Genomic DNA, 18,046 nt, shown 5'->3' with positions numbered 1-18,046 from the left:
TTAAACTATAATAAATGGAAACAACAGTAAAGCGATCACACCCTAAAGGACTTTGGTACCTCTTTGGCACAGAAATGTGGGAAAGATTTGGATATTATTTGATGCTCGGGATATTCTCCCTCTACATGCTTGACGGATGGAACAACGGAGGTATGGGATTTGACCCTGCTAAAAAATCCGACATTTATGGAACATATCTGGGTCTGGTGTACTTAACTCCTTTTATTGGCGGATTGCTTGCTGACAGAGTTTTAGGATACAGAAGGTCAATCATCATGGGAGGATTGATGATGGCTGCAGGTTACTTTTTGCTGTCAATCCATAGTATAACAACTTTCTATGTTGCGTTATTCTGTATTATTTTAGGAAACGGATTCTTTAAACCGAATATCTCTACGCTTGTAGGAAACCTTTACAGTGGTGATGATATGAAAGATAAAAAAGATGCCGGATACAACATCTTTTACATGGGGATTAACGTAGGAGCATTTATCTGTAATTTCGTTGCAGCCTACATGAGAATCAACTACGGATGGGGGCATGCTTTCGCTGCTGCCGGAGTAGGAATGTTGATTGGAGTAGTTGTATTCTTAATCGGAACAAAACACATTAAACATGTTGACGTAATCAAGCCGGTAAAAGAAGGCGATATGTCAACAGGAAAAATCTTGGGATTGACAGTTCTTCCAATGTTTATTTTTGGTATAATCGGATACATGATACCAGGCAACTTCCTGGGTTCTGATACGAATGATGCCTTCATCATTGGATGTATTCCGGTAATAGGATTCTTTATTTACTTGGCGTTTAAAGCAGAAGCTAAAGAAAGCAGAGCAATTAAGGCTCTTTTGGCTGTATTTACCTGCGTTATCTTATTCTTCGCCATCTTCCACCAAAACGGTGATGCTTTAACAGTTTGGGCAGAAGACCATACAGACAGAAATATGCCAACTGCAGTTTCTAATGTAGCGGATAAATTAGGGATGGCTCAGGTGGTTGTAAACAACGATATCGTTTCTGCAGACCAGGCTACATTTGATAAGACAATCGAAGAAATGCGTGCTAAAGAAGCAGCAATGCCTGCAGTTTCTAAAGAAGAAATTGTTGCAAAAGGAAAATATTCAAGCGAAATAGGACAGCTGGAAAAATCAAGAAAATACTTTGCAACTTTGCCTGGCGACCAGATTCCGGCAAAAGGAACAAACTTAAAATTATACTCAACAGAACTTTATCAGTCTATCAACCCATTCTGGGTAGTGGTTTTGACACCATTGGTGGTAGGAGTATTCAGCTGGTTGAGAAGAAGAAAGAAAGAACCGAGCACACCTACAAAAATCTTTATCGGTTTGGTAATTACTGCCTTATCAGCTTTGGTAATGGTAGGGGCTGTTTTTGCAACGAACGACCTGACTATGAAAGCAAGTTCCTGGTGGCTAATCGCTTCTTATGGTGTAATCACGATAGGTGAGTTGTGTTTATCGCCAATGGGGCTTTCTTTGGTATCTAAATTATCGCCTCCAAGGATTACTGCTCTGATGATGGGTGGATTCTTCCTGGCTATTTCTGTTGGAAACAAACTTTCAGGAATGTTATCTTCTCTTTGGGAAGAAATGCCACAAAAAGAAAACTTCTTCTTCCTTAACTTTGGATTGGTTTTGGCGGCGGCTATTGTATTGCTATTGATGCTGAAATGGTTGAACAAGGTTATGAAAGAGAATAACGTCGCTTAAAACGGCACTATTTTTGAATCCAATATTTAAAAACTATAAAAAAATGAAAAAATTACTTTTAGCACTATTTTTAGCTGTAGGCTCTATGGCCGCAGTTCAAGCTCAGGAAGTCAAATGGATGACATTAGACCAGGCTTTGGCAGCACAGAAGAAAAAAGCAAAACCAATTTTTATGGACGTATACACAGATTGGTGCGGACCATGCAAAATGTTAGATAAGAATACTTTTCAGGCAAAAGAAGTAGCAGATTATATCAATGCTAACTACTATGCTGTGAAATTTAATGCAGAAGGCGATTCTGAAGTGAATTACAAAGGGAAAAAATATACAAACCCAAAATACGATGCTACCAGGAAAGGACGTAATGCAGTTCACGATTTTACAATGTTCCTGAAAGTACAAGGTTATCCTTCAATGTATATTTTTGACAGCAAAGGAGAAGTAAAGAGCCCTATTGTAGGATACCATACTCCTGAGCAGCTTTTACCGCTAATTAAAGTCTAAATCATTTTTAGATAAACTATAAAATCCCTTTTCAACAGTTGAGTGAAAAGGGATTTTTTCTTTTACGCATGTTCTTTTCCATCTTTCCACATCAGTCCGGTAATTGGAAGCATCTGCAATAACCATTTTTGGCTTTGCATCTTGTATAGTCCTTTCAAGGTTTATTTTTGGCGATTGTGACAGGATAATAATATCAGGCCGCTGGCTTTTAGGAAAAACGCCAAGGCTGTCAATGACCAAAATTTTATTCTGATTGAAATACATTAAATTCCCAATTTTTTCAGTTGAAGCAATCCGGCTAAAACTTCCAACCAGATAAGGTTTCAGGATGAAGTTTATTGTTTGTTCCGATAATTCCTGATGGCTAAAAACGCTTAGTTGCTCTCCTTTTTTTCGGGCAATAATCGTATTCCTTTTGGCATTAAATACTATCAGTTCTTCATGGTTTTTTGTAAAGTATCTATTTCCCAGATAAGCCAGTTGAAACAAAATTATACTCGCCAGTGCAAAGGCAAGTTTTTTGAAATTTGGTTTTTTGAGCCAAAAAACAGCGGTAAACAAAAACAGGTAGCACGTTACCAGCATTTGCCAATTGAAAGGAATGTCCTGAAACACGAAAGATTCAAAAGAAGCAACCTTACTAATTATCTTATTCAGGATATAAAGGCTCCATTCCAGGCATTTGACAAGATAGGACGGTACACTGCTAAAAGAAGCCCACAACATCACAAAAACGCCCAGAGCCATTATAATTCCCAATAAGGGAAGAATAAGAAGGTTAGTTATAAAGAACAGTCCGGGGAATTGATGGAAATAATAAAGGCTTAGCGGGAAAGTACCCATCTGGGCTGCCAACGAAACGGTAAGTATGTCCCAAAAATACTTTCCGATTTTATTTTTAGGTTGCCACAAGGAACTTAACAATGGCTGTAACCATACAATAAAAAACAGGGCACTATAACTAAGCTGAAATCCTACGTCAAAGATAAAGGAGGGTTCAAACAGCAGTATCATAAAAACAGAAACCAAAAGTGTATGGTAAATGTTGGTTTTACGCCGGGCATATTTCCCTATGGCAACAAAGCTGAACATAACCACAGAACGCGTAACCGATGGTGAAAAGTTGGCTATCAAGGCAAAAATCCAAAGAAAAGACAAGAGAATAGCAAGTCTTAGAATATTTCCTGTTTTGGTTTTGGGTAAAGGACTGAGAAGAAACCCGATAAAAAGCATCAGACATCCTACATGAAGTCCGGACACCGACAAGATATGCACGGCACCGGCAAACTGATAATCTTTCATCAGTTCCGGAGAAATGTCCTGTTGCTGCCCTAAAATTAAGGCTACGGCTACGTTAAGCTCTTCGTTTCTAAATCCGGAATCTTTAAGGTTTTTGATAATGGTATTTCGAAAATCTGCAGCATAATACCAAATGTTTTTTTCTTTTTTCGGGCTTATTTGTATTGTGGATACATCAGCATACATTTGCCCATAAACAGATTTAAATGCCAAATACTTTTTATAGTCAAATTGGTGTGGATTTCCAGGTGCCTGGGGTTCGTAGATGGTTCCTGTAATCAAAAGCCTTGTTCCTACAGGAAAATCCTGTGGCAGATTTTCTTTTTTGACCTGAAGCACAATTTTGCCTTCGGCTATTGCCGAATCGATTGCGGTAACTTTAGCAATATAACGGTGGTTGTAGGGATTGCTCCTGAGTTTTTCAAGAAGGACTACCTCTACGGAATGTGTATGTCCGTCTAATTTATGCCCATAATGATATTTGGAAAGCCTTTCATTATGTATAGCATGGGTAGTAATTCCAATACAGAAAAAAACGAAATAGGTTGCGTAGCCAAAATAGGACTTCTGGATAAAGTCTTTTCCGGAAAAATAAAAGGCCGTTCCAAAAAGGAGGATACTGACTCCGCAAAGAATCAGGGAGAGTAGTGGAATCGGTTCAAAATAAAATGCGGCGAGTACTCCTAGAACAAACCAGATGGTAATTCTAGCTAACGGGAATTTCAATATTTTCATAAACCGAAAATACCGAAAATATAACAAAAAGTGAAATTATTGCTGGATGATTCTGTTTACCTGAGCAAATGTTCTTTTGTAGTAAGGCTCACTTGTGGATGAAACCACGACACCTTTACTAGTTGAAGAGTGGATGAATTTTATTTCATCACCAATTTTTTCGATAACAACACCTACGTGGTTGATAACTCTTCTTCCATTGGTTCTGAAGAAAATCAGGTCTCCTTTTTTGATATCGTTCGTGTCAACTTTTTCACCAATCAAAGCCATGTCATGCGAACTTCTAGGCAATTTGATGTCAAAAAGATTAAAAACAGCAGTAACCATTCCTGAACAATCCATACCGGCAGTAGTAGTTCCGCCTCCACGGTATCTTACACCCAGGAAATTCATTGCGTTATTGATTAATTGAAGAGAAATGTAACTTTCAGTTGGAGCCACAGATGCGATAAGTTCCGGGTCTTCCTGTTCTACAATTACATTTTTTTTATTTTTAACCGTTTTGGTATTTTTTGTAGCTTTTGCTTTGTCTGCAACAGCAACGGGAGCCGGAGCAGGTTTATCTGCAGCAACAGTAGTTTTCTTTTCTACAGGTTTTTCGTAAACTCCTTTTTTAAGAGCTTCTTTTTTAGTGGTAATAATTTGCGAGTGGCCTGAGGTCGATACCAATAAAAATAGTGGTAAGAACAGTAAAAAGATTTTTTTTGCAGACATATTTATTTTTTATTTTTCAGCAAAAACAAAAACTTAGGGGCGAATTTGCTTTAGATTTATTAATAAAAATTCCGTAGAATTATTCGTTTTTCAAATGCTATATGTTTAGATATACAACGAGTTAATAACCTGATTATTATATAACAGATTCCAAATATAATGTAAAATTCATAAAACCAGCAAAAATCTTTTCAAGAAATTGTTGATAACTAATTTTTTAAAAGATTTTACGGATTGTAATAGTTTGAATTCTAGCGGATTATTTTTGGTGTTAAATAAGTGTTATTTTTTAAGCTTATCAACAATCAAACGCGCTGTTTTCTCGCTTGCGCCAATGCCTCCGAGCTTTTTTTCAAGAATTTCATAATCCTGCAAAAGCTTTTCCCTTTGGCTGGTTTCTAAAATTTTATGCAGCTCTTTCCTGATTCTTTTCGGATTGCATTCCCCCTGTATTAATTCGGTTACCACTTCTTTATCCATAATAAGATTCACCAGCGAAATGTATTTTAAAGTGATAATTCGCTTGGCAATCTGATAGGAAATCCAGTTTCCTTTGTAACAGACAACTTCCGGAACCTTAAATAATGCCGTTTCTAACGTAGCCGTTCCGGAAGTAACCAAAGCCGCAGAAGCTATGCTCAGCAAATCATAAGTTCGGTTGGAGATAAAATGTACATTTTGGTCTTTTAAAAATTGCTGATAAAAAGCAAATTCCTGGCTTGGAGCACCGGCAATCACAAATTGATAGGCCGGAAAGTCTTTTACAACAGCAAGCATTTCGGAAAGCATTTTTGAAATCTCCTGTTTTCGGCTTCCCGGTAGCAGTGCAATGACAGGCTTGTCATCCAAATCAAATTCTTTTCTAAAGGAATCTTCATCGATATGTTCTCTGTTGTGAATGGCATCAATTAGTGGATGGCCAACAAATTCTACAGGGAAATGGTGTTTCTTTTCGTAGAAATCTTTTTCAAACGGAAGAATCACATACATAAAATCGACATCGCGTTTGATGGCTTTGATACGATTTTCTTTCCAGGCCCAAATCTGTGGGGAAATATAATAATGGGTTGGTATTCCTATTTCTTTTGCCCATTTGGCTATCCTCATGTTGAATCCCGGATAATCAATAAAAATGATAGCGTCCGGCTTGAATTCCTGTATATCGGCCTTACATAATTTAATGTTATTAAGTATGGTTTTGAGGTTCATGACTACTTCTGCAAATCCCATGAAAGCCAAATCGCGGTAATGCTTTACTAAAGTGCCGCCGGCTTCCTGCATCAGGTCGCCGCCCCAAAACCGTATTTCGGCTTGAGGGTCTTTTTTGAAAATGGCTTTCATCAGGTTGGAACCATGCAGGTCGCCTGAAGCTTCTCCGGCAATAATATAGTACTTCATATTTTTGGGCAATTTTAATTGATATAATCAACTATTGTCATTTAGTTTCCAGCTGTTCAGGTTCTGTATGGCATGATGGGCTGTCAGGTCAAACTGAACCGGAACCAAAGAAATATAGCCATGTTTCAGAGCCCATTCATCAGTATCTTCGCCATTGTCCTGATTGACAAACTTTCCGGTTAGCCAGTAATAATCACGTCCCATTGGTGATGTCCTTTTGTCGAATTTCTCAGACCACATAGCCTTGGCCTGTCGGCATACCTTGATACCCTTAATATCTTTTTCAGATAATTTCGGGAAATTGACATTCAGGATTACACCTTCCGGCAGTCCGTTTTCCAGTACTTCCATTGCAATTTTTTTGACAAACTTTTTAACCGGTTCGAAATCGGCATTCCAGTCATAATCCAATAAAGAAAATCCAATGGCAGGAATCCCTTCAATCCCTGCTTCAACAGCGGCACTCATGGTTCCGGAGTAAATTACGTTTATGGAAGAATTCGAGCCGTGATTAATTCCTGAAACGCAAAGGTCGGGCTTTCTTCCCAATACTTCATTTACGGCAAATTTCACACAATCAACCGGAGTTCCGGAGCAGGAGTATTCAACCGGAGTTACATCTCCGTGGCTAATCTTGTTAAGGTATAAGGTGCTGTTAATGGTAATGGCATGGCCGGTTCCTGACTGTGGACTGTCTGGTGCTACGACAACAACTTCGCCAATTTCTTTCATTACGCTAATCAGAGCGCGGATTCCGGGAGCCGAAATCCCGTCGTCATTGGTAACTAAAATCAAAGGTTTCTTTTTCATGGATAATTTTTGTCTCTAAACGGGATGGAATGTATTTGTCTTGCTGTGGAATTTTGCCTTAAAAACGATAACACAGATTACAAAAATAACTTTTTTTAAAGTTTTTCAATGTTACAAAATTGTATAACTTTGAATCTTATAAAAATGTCATTACCTGCAATGATTTAACCTTATCTCTCAATCAAAATCATCTTTAACAAAAAATTATGCGGTTTAAGAAACCGTGGCATAATTTTTTCAGTAATTTAGAACAAAATTTGATGAATGCTATAATGGAGTTTATGAAAAGAAATTATAAGATAGTACTGGTTGTAGTTGCACTTTCTGCAGCCTTATGGAGTTTCGTTCCAAGAGAAGTAAAAAATGATCCCGAGAAAGATAGATTGCTTATTGAGCTTTTGACATTTGTCATTGAACGCGGACATTATGATCCTGCAAAAATTGATGATACCTTTTCAAAAGGAGTATACAAAGATTATTTGGAGGCGATAGATCCTTCCAAAAGATTTTTCCTTCAGTCGGATATTGATGAGTTTTCAAAATATGAAACTAAGCTTGACGACCAGATTTTGGCCAGAGACCTTACGTTTTTTGATTTGACATACAATCGTTTACTTCAAAGAATTGAAGAGAGCAAAAAATATTACAAAGATATTTTGGCAAAGCCTTTTGATTACAAAAAAGACGAGACCTTCAATACTGATTATGCAGAGCACTCGTATGCTAAAAATTCGGATGAGTTAAGAGACAGATGGTATAAGCAAATCAAACTTTCAACTCTGGCTTCGCTTACGAATAAACTGGAAATTCAGGAAGGTAAAAATGTAGCCGATAATGATGATTTTTCGGATTTGACAACTACAGAAAAAGCTAAAAAGGAAGAAGAACAGAAAAAAGAGAAAAAGGAAATTGAGAAAAAACCTTTTGATGTTCTTGAAAAAGAAACCAGAGAAAGCCAGTTGAAATCCTTAAATGAATATTTCGGATTTATTAAGGATCTGGACAGAGATGATTGGTTTTCGGTATACATCAATTCGATAGCAACCCGATTTGACCCGCATACTTCTTATTTTGCTCCAGACGACAAAGAGCGTTTTGATGTGAGCATGAGCGGTAAATTGGAAGGAATTGGAGCACGTCTGCAAAAGAAGAATGATTTTACCGAAATCACAGAATTGATTTCCGGAGGACCAGCATGGAGAGGAAAACAATTGGAGCCTGGTGATGTGGTTCTGAAAGTAGCTCAAGGTGATAAAGAACCGGTTGATGTGGTAGGTATGAGAATTGACGATGTGGTTAAGAAAATCAAAGGACCAAAAGGAACAGAGGTAAGACTTACCGTTAAAAAAACAGATGGTACCATCAAAATAATCTCGATTATTCGTGATGAGGTAGAAATCGAGGAAACCTACGCTAAATCAAGCGTTGTTGAAAAAAACGGCAAGAAATACGGAATCATCTATCTTCCTAAATTCTATATCGATTTTGAAAATGCAGACAGTCGTGATGCCGGAAAAGATATTGCCCTTGAAGTTGAAAGATTAAAACAGGCCGGAGTTGATGGAATTGTTATGGACGTTCGTGATAACGGAGGAGGTTCTTTGAAAACCGTTGTAGATATTGCAGGATTATTTATTGAAAAAGGACCTATTGTTCAGATTAAATCGGCTGGAAAAAAGAAAGAAATTCTGTATGATAAGGATTCAAGAGTACAATGGGACGGACCATTGGTAGTTATGGTGAACAGCTTTTCAGCATCGGCATCAGAGATTTTGGCGGCAGCCATTCAGGATTATAAGCGAGGTGTGATTATTGGAAGTACACAGACTTATGGAAAAGGAACCGTACAGAATGTAATTGACCTGAACCAGTTCTTAAGAAGCAATTCAATGGGAGATTTGGGTGCCTTAAAAACAACAACCCAGAAATTCTATAGAATTAACGGTGGTTCGACACAGTTGAATGGAGTTTCCAGTGATGTTGCCTTGCCAGACCGATATTCGTATATCAAGATGGGCGAACGCGATATTGACAATGCCATGCCATGGGACAAAATTGATGCAGCCGATTATAAAGTTTGGGACAAGCAGCCTAATTTTGACCTTGCCGTTGAAAACAGCAAGAGAAGAATGGAGAAAAGCGAACAGTTCAAACTGATTGAAGAAAATGCCAAATGGCTTAAACAAAGACAGGATGAAAAAGAATTTAGCCTGAATATTGATAAATTCAAACAGGAACAGGCTCAGCTTGAAGAAAAGGCAAAAAAATACAAAGCTATTTCCAACTATAAAAACAACTTGAAATTTACTTCATTGCCATACGAAAATGAAATGGTAAAGAACGATAATCTTTTAAAAGAAAAAAGAGATCGTTGGCATGAAAGCCTTTCAAAAGATGTTTATGTAGAAGAAGCTTTAAATGTTTTGGATGATTTACAGCCAAATGCATCTATTAAAGGAACTGTAAACGTTAAAAAGAAAGATAAGTTAGTGAAGTCATAAATTGGCTTAAAGGCATTTGAATGAATAAATCCACACAATCATTAACAGGAATAGCGCTCCGGAAATTCAAAAAGAATTTCTGGGGCGTTTTCAGTTTAGGGTTTATACTATTGCTCATGCTGCTTTCGATTTTTGCCTATGTTTTAGCGCCTGATAATTCAGAAAATGCCAATTGGGGCGATCTGACTATTCGTTCCAAAAAACCGGGATTTGAAGTGAAAATTCTTTCCATTCCTTTAAAAGAACAGGCAGAATCCGGATTTTGGGATTTCTTTTTGGGACACGAACAGCAATTCTCAAAAGAACCGATTTCGGATTTTAAAATTGAAAAAGACAAAATCGTTTATACGTTATATAATGACGACCCGAAAGTCATTATCCAAAAAGAAACCACCCTCAAAGATTTCCCGGGATATAACAGCCTAGAAGAGGCTGCAAAAGACCACATAAAAAACCAAAAATTTTATTTGGGAACCGATAAAGCCGGAAGGGATTATCTAAGCCGAATGCTGGTAGGTTCACGCGTTTCCATAGCAATTGGTTTCGTGGCTGTTTTTATCTCTCTTGTTGTAGGGCTCTTTTTTGGCGCATTGGGAGGGTACTATGGTGGAAAAGTAGATGCATTTGTGATGTGGCTCGTCAATATAATATGGTCGATTCCTACCTTATTGCTGGTTATTGCAATTACATTAAGCCTTGGAAAAGGATTCTGGCAGGTTTTTGTAGCAGTTGGACTTACAATGTGGGTTGAAGTAGCCAGAGTCGTTCGCGGGCAGATTATTTCTGTAAAGGAAATGCAATATGTTACGGCGGCCAAAGCCTTGGGATATACCAATTGGAGAATAATAATCCACCACATACTTCCTAATATTATGGCTCCGGTTATTGTCATTTCTGCGGCAAACTTTGCTTCGGCAATCCTGGTCGAAAGCGGACTTAGCTTTTTGGGTCTTGGGGCTCAGCCTCCGGTTCCTAGTTGGGGAGGCATGATAAAAGATTATTATGGCGATATCATTCTCGACAAGCCTTACCTTGCAATGGTTCCGGGAACAGCTATAATGTTGCTGACCCTGGCCTTTATGATGATGGGTAATGCATTGCGGGATGCATTGGATGTCAGGAATTAAGAGAATTAGGGGCTTACCGTTCATCGGTTTTTTCATGTTATTAGGTCTTAGTGAAAAAAAATAGTATATTTTTACTATAACTAAACTTAACGCTATGTACTTAAAAATTACTTGCCTCCCCCTAAAGGCTGGATTTTTTCAGTTACTCCTTTTTACTTTTTTTCTCTTATCCTGTAACCTGACCAAAGCCCAATGTGCTGGTGAAGATGCATCCATCACAATATGTAATATTCCGGATCCAACCAATCAAAACATCAATCTTTTCAATCTGCTTGGCGGGACACCCACACCCGGAGGAACATGGACAGACCTTCAGCAATCCGGCGGTCTCAACATTTCAACAGGAATTCTCAATGTTTGGGGCATTAACGAAAGCGATACCTATGTTTTTGTATACACCGTAAATGATGCCTCCTGTGCTGATAATGTAGCTACGGTTACAGTTACTATAGGCGGTTACGCAGGAATTAGCAATCCAAATGCTTCTGCCTGTGACGATAACAATAGTGTCAATCTTTTCCAGTTTTTAGGGAATTTCCCAAATCCGCAACAGAACGGTTATTGGAGAGATGACAGCGGAAGTGGGGCATTAAGAGGAAACTTTCTGGATGCTACAGTATCAGGTTTGGGAACTTTTTCATTTACCTACACAATGCCGGCTATTGGATCATGCCCATCTGTTTCTGCTACTGTTGATGTGACCGTACACCCGGCTCCGGAACCGGGAGTAACATCAGACCTGATTTTATGTGATTCCGACGATATGTCTATATATACCAACCTCAATCTGCTGGATTATATTTTTGGGCAGGATCCCGGAGGTAAATGGTCAGAAGGTGGTACTTCAGAACTGTCCAGCCCTGAAGATACTTTTATTAATGTCCAGAACATATACAATACTTTTGGTCCCGGAGAATACGGATTTACTTACACAGTACAACCCTCACATCCGGTATGTAACCCGAAATCTTCAACAATCAAAATAATTATCGAAGAACAATTGGATTTCACAGGCTCTACGTTGGTGATAGCTTCTGATATCTGTGAAGATGAAATTGGAAGGGCTACTTTTGTTGCAACGCTCACACAGGGTTTGGAAAATATCCCAAACGGAAACTACAATTTGCAATATCAGATTACGGGTCCCATTTCCTCCGGTAACACTATATTGGTCCGGTTTGAAAATGGAGTGGTGACTTTTCCTATACCTGCTATTTCTTTTCCTTTTGTTGGAGCCTATACCGTAAGCATTGTCAACATTCACGAAACTACCGGATATAATGCCTGTGACCATATCATTGGTGATATTTCGGATATTCTGAACGTATATCCATTGCCAAAGATTAATGCCGGAACATTGACCATTGAAAATGCCTGCCAGGAATCTGATGTTGAGGTAAGGCTGTCCGGAAATATAAATTTGGCCGACGGCAATTACAGGATTACATACGATTTGGGCGGAAGCAATACCGCATCGGCACAACAGGTGGTCATGACAGTTGTAGGTGGCGTAGGGACTTTTATTTTGCCGTCCAGTCTGCTCAGTAATCCGGGCAATATGACGATTGTTATTACCCATATCATTAATTTGCAGACACTCTGTGAAAACACGGCCTCATTATCCCAATCTTTTATGATATTGCCAAAACCTGACGTTTCAAATGTAAGGGTAACGATTAACGATGTTTGTGAAAGCCAGCCCGTCATAGCAAATTTTTCAGGATTTGGGATGCTGACAAGTATCCAGATTACTTATTCTTTGACCGGAGCAAATACGGCTTCCGGAATTGTAACCATAGCAGCGGTAAATGGAACGGCGGTGTTTACCATACCGGCAAACCAACTTTTGAATACCGGAACAACAACTTTTACGATTTCGGAAATCGTCAATAATGAAACTTCTTGCGGAGCAGGAAATCTTTCCATAACCGACAGTTTTACGATTTACAGGCTCCCTGAAACTCCGGTTGTAAATAATATGGAGTTTTGCCAAAGCGAAAATGCTACGGTAGCCGACCTGGTTCCAAATGGCACATCTTACATTTGGTATGCCAGCGAGAGTGGTTCACCATTAAGCAGTGATACGGTATTGACGTCTGGAAATTATTATGTTGCCACAGTTTCTCCTTTTGGCTGCGTATCACAAAAAGCAATTGTAGCAGTAATAATAACAGATTTACCGCCACCTGTTTTAGAAACTGGCGGACAGAATTTTTGTGGTTTGGATTCACCTGCGCCAACGTTGGCCAATCTTTCGGCCAATGTAAACGGAACCGGAACCATAGTCTGGTTTGATGCCTTACACAATGGAAACCAATTGCCGGATTCGCAGGTTTTACAGGATGGAATGACCTATTATGGATTTGATTCCTCAGCGACTTCCAGTTGTATTTCAGAAAATGCATTGGCGGTAACGGTTTCTTTATCTCATTGTGGCGAGGATGAATATGAACTGATGATTCCGGACGGATTTTCGCCTAATGGGGACGGTATCAATGACACGTTTAATATTCCAAACATAGAGTTTTTATTTCCTGATTTTACGCTTGAAATATACAATCGCTACGGAAATGTGATGTATAAAGGAAACCGCAATACGCCCGATTGGGACGGAAGAAGTAATCAGTCGACTGTAATTGATGGAGTAGCCCCAAATGGAGTTTACTTCTACATCGTTAATTTCAACAAAGGCAACAAGCCTGCGAAGCAGGGAAGGCTTTACTTGAATCGGTAATTTAATCGGAACCAGATGAAAAAAATACTACTCCTTATACTTTTTACAGGCTTTTTAAATAGGGCGACGGCACAGCAGGATCCGCAGTATACGCATTACATGTATAATTTAAGTGTAGTGAATCCGGCCTATGCAACCGCTACGCCGGGAGTGCTTAATTTGGGCGGATTATACCGTACGCAATGGGTTGGTGCAGTTGGAGCGCCAAAAACATTTACCTTTTTTGGGCACATGCCGGCAAGCAAAAATGTTGAACTCGGTCTTTCTTTTATTTCGGATGATATTGGAGACGGTGCCAAGAAAGAAAATAACATATTTGGCGATTTCGCTTATGTATTACAATTGAATAGTAACCACAGGCTTTCTTTAGGTCTGAAAGCAGGAGTGACTATTTTTGAAACCAACTTTAATGGTTTTGTATTGGAAAGCGGTCCGAATGGAACAGACCCTGCTTTTGCCCAGAATATCAACAGCGTTTTCCCAAACCTTGGAGCCGGAGTGTTCTATTTCACGGATAACTATTATATAGGTTTGTCTGCTCCCAATCTTCTGAATACGAAACATCTGGAAGAGCGGCAGGGAATCAACCGTTTTGGTTCTGAAAATGTCCATGTTTTTTTTACCGGGGGTTATGTCTTTCAGATTAACCAGGACCTGAAACTAAAACCATCATTTATGGCCAAAGCAGTGAAAGGCGCTCCGGGCGTAGTTGATGTTTCTGCAAATGTTTTGCTGTATGATAAATTTGAGCTTGGCGCTTCCTACAGACTCGATGATGCTATTTGTGGTTTAGTGAATATAAAAGTTACGCCCGATTTAAGAATTGGATATGCCTATGATTACACTACAACCAATTTAGGGCAATTCAATTCAGGAACCCATGAAGTGTTTCTGTTATTTGACCTGAATTTTATGAAAAAAGGATATGATAAATCTCCAAGATTTTTTTAAAATGAGAATCATGAAAAAGATACTATATGTGCTGATTGTCATTCTTAATTTTCATAATGGGAATGCACAGGATTTAAAAAAAGCAAATGCTTATTTTGAACGGACTTTCTATAGCGAAGCCATTCCGTTATATGAAAACATTATTAAGGATAATCATAGTTTTGAAGTCGTAAATAATCTGGCCAATGCCTATTATTATACGAATGACCTTAAAAATGCTGAAAGATGGTATCGTTTTCTTTTAAAGAACCATAGTGCTGATTTTGGAGACGATTATTATTTCCGGTACATGCACGCGCTAAAGGCTATAGGAAAATACGAAGAAGCCAATGCTTTAGCAAGAAGCAGGATAGAGTTGAGAGGCAAAACAGAAGATGTCGCAGCATTTGATAAACAGGTTGACATTCTGGAAGATATAGCGGCTTTGGGTAAACGTTTTGAAATCAAAAATTTGGAAATCAATACCAAAAACTCTGATTTCGGAGCAGTAAAAAAAGGTTCGGACCTGATTTATGCTTCGCCTGGAAAAAGTAAAGTTTATAAATGGAATAATGAGAACTATCTGGACTTGTATGTAATTCCAATTGAGAATGTCAAAAAAGGCGATTCGATAGCAAAAGACTTTTCCAATTCGATAAATACTAAAATGCACGAATCCAGTGCGGTCTTTACCAAAGACGGCAAGAAAATGTATTTTACCAGAAACAATTTTAATAACGGAAAAAAGGGGAAGGATAACAAAAAGGTTTCGCATTTGCAGATTTTCAGTGCTGAATTTGAAGATGGCGAATGGAAAAATATAAAATCATTGCCGTTTAACAGCGATAATTATTCTACAGAGCATCCGGCTTTGAGTCCTGACGAACAGACGCTTTACTTTGCTTCGGATATGCCCGGAAGTATAGGCTCTTTTGATATTTATTATGTAGCGGTTAATGAAGGTAAATTCAGTACGCCTGTGAATCTGGGTACTAATATAAACACCATACACAAAGAGCAGTTTCCTTTTATTTCAAAAGATGGGAAGCTCTATTTTTCATCTGATGGACATCTTGGATTTGGCTCGTTGGACGTATTTGTTTCGACTGGTGATAATGGAGAATTTTCAAAACCGGTAAACATTGGATTTCCTGTCAATTCAGAATATGATGATTTTGCTTTTACCATCGATTCAGATACAAAAGAAGGATACTTTTCTTCCAATCGCATTGGTGGGAAAGGCAATGATGATATTTATCAGATTAACGAAACCAAACCTTTGATTGTTAAAGATTGTAAGCAATTGATTTCGGGTGTTATTACCGATGAAATTACAAAACTGCCTTTAGAAGGAGCTTTGGTTGTTTTGCAAAACTCAGAAAAAGTAGAAGTCCAAAGAAAAATTACGGCTGCGGATGGGAAGTTTCTTTTTGACGCAGCCTGTGCGTCTGCTTATACGGTTTTGGCATCAAAAGAAAAATATACGGATAATTCAAGAAGTTTGAAATTATCAAAAGAACGGAATAAAAATAATGATGCTTCAATGGCCTTGAAGTCGTTGGCAACCATTAAGCAGGAACAGGAAACAGCATTACAGCAAAAGAAAAAAGAGGAAGAGGCTGCAAAGCAAAAAGAAAAGGAATTGGCAGAAGCCGATAAAAAGAAACGCATTGAAAAACTTCTGGCTGATGAAAAAGATGTGGTCAGGGATAAAGACAGGCTGCTGATTAAGACAGAACCGATTTATTTTGATTATGATTTGTGGTATATCCGAAAAGAATCCAAACCGATATTAAACAAGGTAATCGCCCTGATGAAAAAATATCCGGATATGGTTGTCGAAATTGGTTCGCATACGGATGTACGGGGCAATAACAAGTACAATCTTGATTTATCCGAAAAGCGTGCTGCTTCAACAAGAGAATATTTTATAGAACAGGGCATACCGAACAGCCGAATCTTTTCGCGCGGTTATGGTGAAACGGTGCAAATTGTAAAATGTGTACCCGAAGAGTCCTGCACAGAAGAACAGCACGAATTAAACCGTCGTAGTGAATTTGTTATTAAAGGAATATAAAAAAACCGCCTGTATTGGCGGTTTTTTGTTTTTAGGACCTTACTTTGATAAGGCTGCTTTCTTCGTTTTGTACTTTTAGCTCCAGTTCTTTGATTTTGACTTCCTGTTTGCTGATTTTGATTTCTTCTTCCTGAATTTCAATAGGAGTAAGTTTGCCCTTGGCTTTCTTTTTATCCAATTTGCTTTTGTTTTTTTCTAAAGATTTTTTTTCATCAGCAAGCTTTGTCTTGGCTTTTAAAACGCTCTTTTCTGCCGAAAGTATTTTTTTCTGTCTTTTTTCAAAATCTTTCTTTTCGCGTTCCATTTCTTTTTGAGCCTTTTCTAACTTACGCTGTTCTTTTTCAAATTCTTTCGCTTTTTTCTCTGCTTCTTTTAATGCTTTTGCATCGGCTTTTGCCTTTTCTTCAAGCTGTGTCTGTGTCAGTAATGCTGTCTGTGCAGAAGCCATGACGGCTACTGAATCTTTTACCACCAGCGGTGTTTCCTGTTTTTCCTGGGCTGATACTGTTTGAAGTGCAGTACATAAAATAGAAGTTAAAATAATTTTGGCTTTCATAAATAGTCGTATTTTAGTTAGCGATTTCGTTTGCTGGTAAATATAACAAATACTATTCCGAAAAATAAAAATATAACACAGATATCGACGAATGAATAAAAAAACCGTTTTATATGCATTATTATCAGTAATTGTTGCAATTGCTTATTTTTTAAAAAACAATAAAAAGGAAGTAAGCAGTAATAAGCTGCCTGCTGAAATTTCATCTACTGAAACAAAAAAAGATACTGTTGGGTTAGAAACCCTAATTGTAAAAGACAAGTATCTGCCTACTTCTACTACGAATCAGTTGGTCATGCACCAAAATTTTACATTATCCTATCATGAAAAGTATGAACAGGCAGAATGGGTGTTCTACGAAGCCAAAGCCTCTGGCGGAAGAAGTTCTGATTTCAAAAGACCTTTTTTTATTCAGGACCCTTTAGTAAAAACAGGCTCGGCAGATTGGAAAAACTACAGGAATTCCGGCTATGATAAAGGGCATTTGTGTCCGGCTGGCGATATGAAATTTTCAAAACAGGCATTTGATGATACGTTTTATACCTCAAATATTTCGCCCCAAAAGAAAGATTTCAACTCTGGTGTTTGGAACAGACTGGAACAGAAAATACGTTACTGGGCTGATAAGTACGATGGTATTTATGTAGTGACCGGTGGTGTACTGTCTGACGGACTCAAAACAATAGGACATGAAGAAGTAGCGGTGCCAAAATATTTCTATAAAGTTTTATTGGATGTTGACAAAGAACAATATAGAATGATTGGTTTTTTAGTGCCGCATGAAAACAGCCAGAAACCATTATATGAATTTGTAGTTCCTGTTGATGAAATTGAGCGTATGACCGGAATTGATTTCTTTCCTGTATTGCCTGATGCTATAGAGAACAAATTAGAAAAAAGCAGTGATTATAAAACCTGGAGTTTCTAAAA

General features: G+C 38.2%; 13 protein-coding genes. 8 read left to right on the top strand and 5 right to left on the bottom strand.

Going from position 1 to position 18,046, the window contains the following annotated elements; all coding sequences use genetic code 11:
* The first annotated feature begins 14 nt into the window (after positions 1–14).
* Positions 15–1,730: a peptide MFS transporter gene (locus tag BGO88_RS11050; protein ID WP_056072194.1), complete on the top strand. Its 1,716-nt coding sequence runs from the start codon at positions 15–17 to the stop codon at positions 1,728–1,730.
* Between the two features lie 43 nt (positions 1,731–1,773).
* The gene (locus BGO88_RS11045) at positions 1,774–2,235 is read left to right on the top strand and encodes a thioredoxin family protein (protein ID WP_056072197.1); all 462 of its coding nucleotides are present in this window, start codon (positions 1,774–1,776) and stop codon (positions 2,233–2,235) included.
* On the opposite strand, the gene BGO88_RS11040 is transcribed toward BGO88_RS11045, so the two are convergent.
* The 4 genes from BGO88_RS11040 to surE all read right to left on the bottom strand — a co-directional run bounded on the left by BGO88_RS11040 (position 2,221) and on the right by surE (position 7,191).
* Complete coding sequence (locus BGO88_RS11040; RefSeq protein WP_286706912.1) at positions 2,221–4,269, bottom strand: ComEC/Rec2 family competence protein; 2,049 nt, start codon at positions 4,267–4,269, stop codon at positions 2,221–2,223. The genes BGO88_RS11045 and BGO88_RS11040 overlap by 15 nt on opposite strands.
* Positions 4,270–4,305: 36 nt before the next feature.
* Positions 4,306–4,983, bottom strand: coding sequence for a C40 family peptidase (locus BGO88_RS11035; protein ID WP_286706911.1), 678 nt, complete (start codon positions 4,981–4,983; stop codon positions 4,306–4,308).
* A 282-nt stretch (positions 4,984–5,265) separates the two neighbouring features.
* Positions 5,266–6,381, bottom strand: coding sequence for a lipid-A-disaccharide synthase (gene lpxB / locus BGO88_RS11030; RefSeq protein WP_286706910.1), 1,116 nt, complete (start codon positions 6,379–6,381; stop codon positions 5,266–5,268).
* Between the two features lie 27 nt (positions 6,382–6,408).
* Positions 6,409–7,191, bottom strand: coding sequence for a 5'/3'-nucleotidase SurE (gene surE / locus BGO88_RS11025; protein WP_286706909.1), 783 nt, complete (start codon positions 7,189–7,191; stop codon positions 6,409–6,411).
* A 260-nt stretch (positions 7,192–7,451) separates the two neighbouring features.
* On the opposite strand from surE, the gene BGO88_RS11020 reads away from it, so the two are divergent.
* From BGO88_RS11020 to BGO88_RS11000, 5 genes are all read left to right on the top strand, one after another.
* Entirely contained in the window at positions 7,452–9,692 is a 2,241-nt protein-coding gene (locus tag BGO88_RS11020) for a carboxy terminal-processing peptidase (RefSeq protein WP_056072210.1), read from the top strand.
* A 20-nt stretch (positions 9,693–9,712) separates the two neighbouring features.
* A complete protein-coding gene (locus BGO88_RS11015; protein ID WP_286706908.1) occupies positions 9,713–10,819 on the top strand; it encodes an ABC transporter permease in 1,107 nt (368 codons plus the stop codon).
* 94 nt (positions 10,820–10,913) lie between these two features.
* The gene (locus BGO88_RS11010; protein WP_286706907.1) at positions 10,914–13,553 is read left to right on the top strand and encodes a T9SS type B sorting domain-containing protein; all 2,640 of its coding nucleotides are present in this window, start codon (positions 10,914–10,916) and stop codon (positions 13,551–13,553) included.
* Between the two features lie 15 nt (positions 13,554–13,568).
* Positions 13,569–14,504 (top strand): PorP/SprF family type IX secretion system membrane protein, encoded by a 936-nt coding sequence (locus BGO88_RS11005; protein WP_286706906.1) that lies wholly within the window; start codon positions 13,569–13,571, stop codon positions 14,502–14,504.
* 10 nt (positions 14,505–14,514) lie between these two features.
* Positions 14,515–16,560 carry an OmpA family protein gene (locus BGO88_RS11000; RefSeq protein ID WP_286706905.1) on the top strand — a complete coding sequence of 682 codons (2,046 nt, stop codon included), beginning with the start codon at positions 14,515–14,517 and terminating at the stop codon, positions 16,558–16,560.
* Between the two features lie 31 nt (positions 16,561–16,591).
* Here BGO88_RS11000 and BGO88_RS10995 read toward each other — a convergent pair whose 3' ends face one another.
* Positions 16,592–17,116: a hypothetical protein gene (locus BGO88_RS10995; protein ID WP_286706904.1), complete on the bottom strand. Its 525-nt coding sequence runs from the start codon at positions 17,114–17,116 to the stop codon at positions 16,592–16,594.
* 91 nt (positions 17,117–17,207) lie between these two features.
* Here BGO88_RS10995 and BGO88_RS10990 point away from each other — a divergent pair, with 91 nt between their 5' ends.
* Entirely contained in the window at positions 17,208–18,044 is an 837-nt protein-coding gene (locus BGO88_RS10990; protein WP_286706903.1) for a DNA/RNA non-specific endonuclease, read from the top strand.
* Positions 18,045–18,046: the final 2 nt, after the last annotated feature.

It is taken from the genome of Flavobacterium sp. 38-13 (genome assembly GCF_001899155.1).
GTDB lineage: Bacteria > Bacteroidota > Bacteroidia > Flavobacteriales > Flavobacteriaceae > Flavobacterium > Flavobacterium lindanitolerans.
Note: the sequence above shows the minus strand (reverse complement) of the source record. Positions and strands in the feature narration are given on the sequence as shown.

Bases quoted from the DNA above. Each gene is read 5' to 3' on its own strand.
- surE (WP_286706909.1), bottom strand. From the start codon at position 7,191: ATGAAAAAGAAACCTTTGATTTTAGTTACCAATGACGACGGGATTTCG.
- BGO88_RS11045 (WP_056072197.1), top strand. From the start codon at position 1,774: ATGAAAAAATTACTTTTAGCACTATTTTTAGCTGTAGGCTCTATGGCC.
- BGO88_RS11005 (WP_286706906.1), top strand. From the start codon at position 13,569: ATGAAAAAAATACTACTCCTTATACTTTTTACAGGCTTTTTAAATAGG.
- BGO88_RS10995 (WP_286706904.1), bottom strand. From the start codon at position 17,116: ATGAAAGCCAAAATTATTTTAACTTCTATTTTATGTACTGCACTTCAA.
- BGO88_RS11050 (WP_056072194.1), top strand. From the start codon at position 15: ATGGAAACAACAGTAAAGCGATCACACCCTAAAGGACTTTGGTACCTC.
- BGO88_RS11010 (WP_286706907.1), top strand. From the start codon at position 10,914: ATGTACTTAAAAATTACTTGCCTCCCCCTAAAGGCTGGATTTTTTCAG.
- BGO88_RS11020 (WP_056072210.1), top strand. From the start codon at position 7,452: ATGAATGCTATAATGGAGTTTATGAAAAGAAATTATAAGATAGTACTG.
- lpxB (WP_286706910.1), bottom strand. From the start codon at position 6,381: ATGAAGTACTATATTATTGCCGGAGAAGCTTCAGGCGACCTGCATGGT.
- BGO88_RS11000 (WP_286706905.1), top strand. From the start codon at position 14,515: ATGAAAAAGATACTATATGTGCTGATTGTCATTCTTAATTTTCATAAT.
- BGO88_RS10990 (WP_286706903.1), top strand. From the start codon at position 17,208: ATGAATAAAAAAACCGTTTTATATGCATTATTATCAGTAATTGTTGCA.
- BGO88_RS11035 (WP_286706911.1), bottom strand. From the start codon at position 4,983: ATGTCTGCAAAAAAAATCTTTTTACTGTTCTTACCACTATTTTTATTG.
- BGO88_RS11015 (WP_286706908.1), top strand. From the start codon at position 9,713: ATGAATAAATCCACACAATCATTAACAGGAATAGCGCTCCGGAAATTC.
- BGO88_RS11040 (WP_286706912.1), bottom strand. From the start codon at position 4,269: ATGAAAATATTGAAATTCCCGTTAGCTAGAATTACCATCTGGTTTGTT.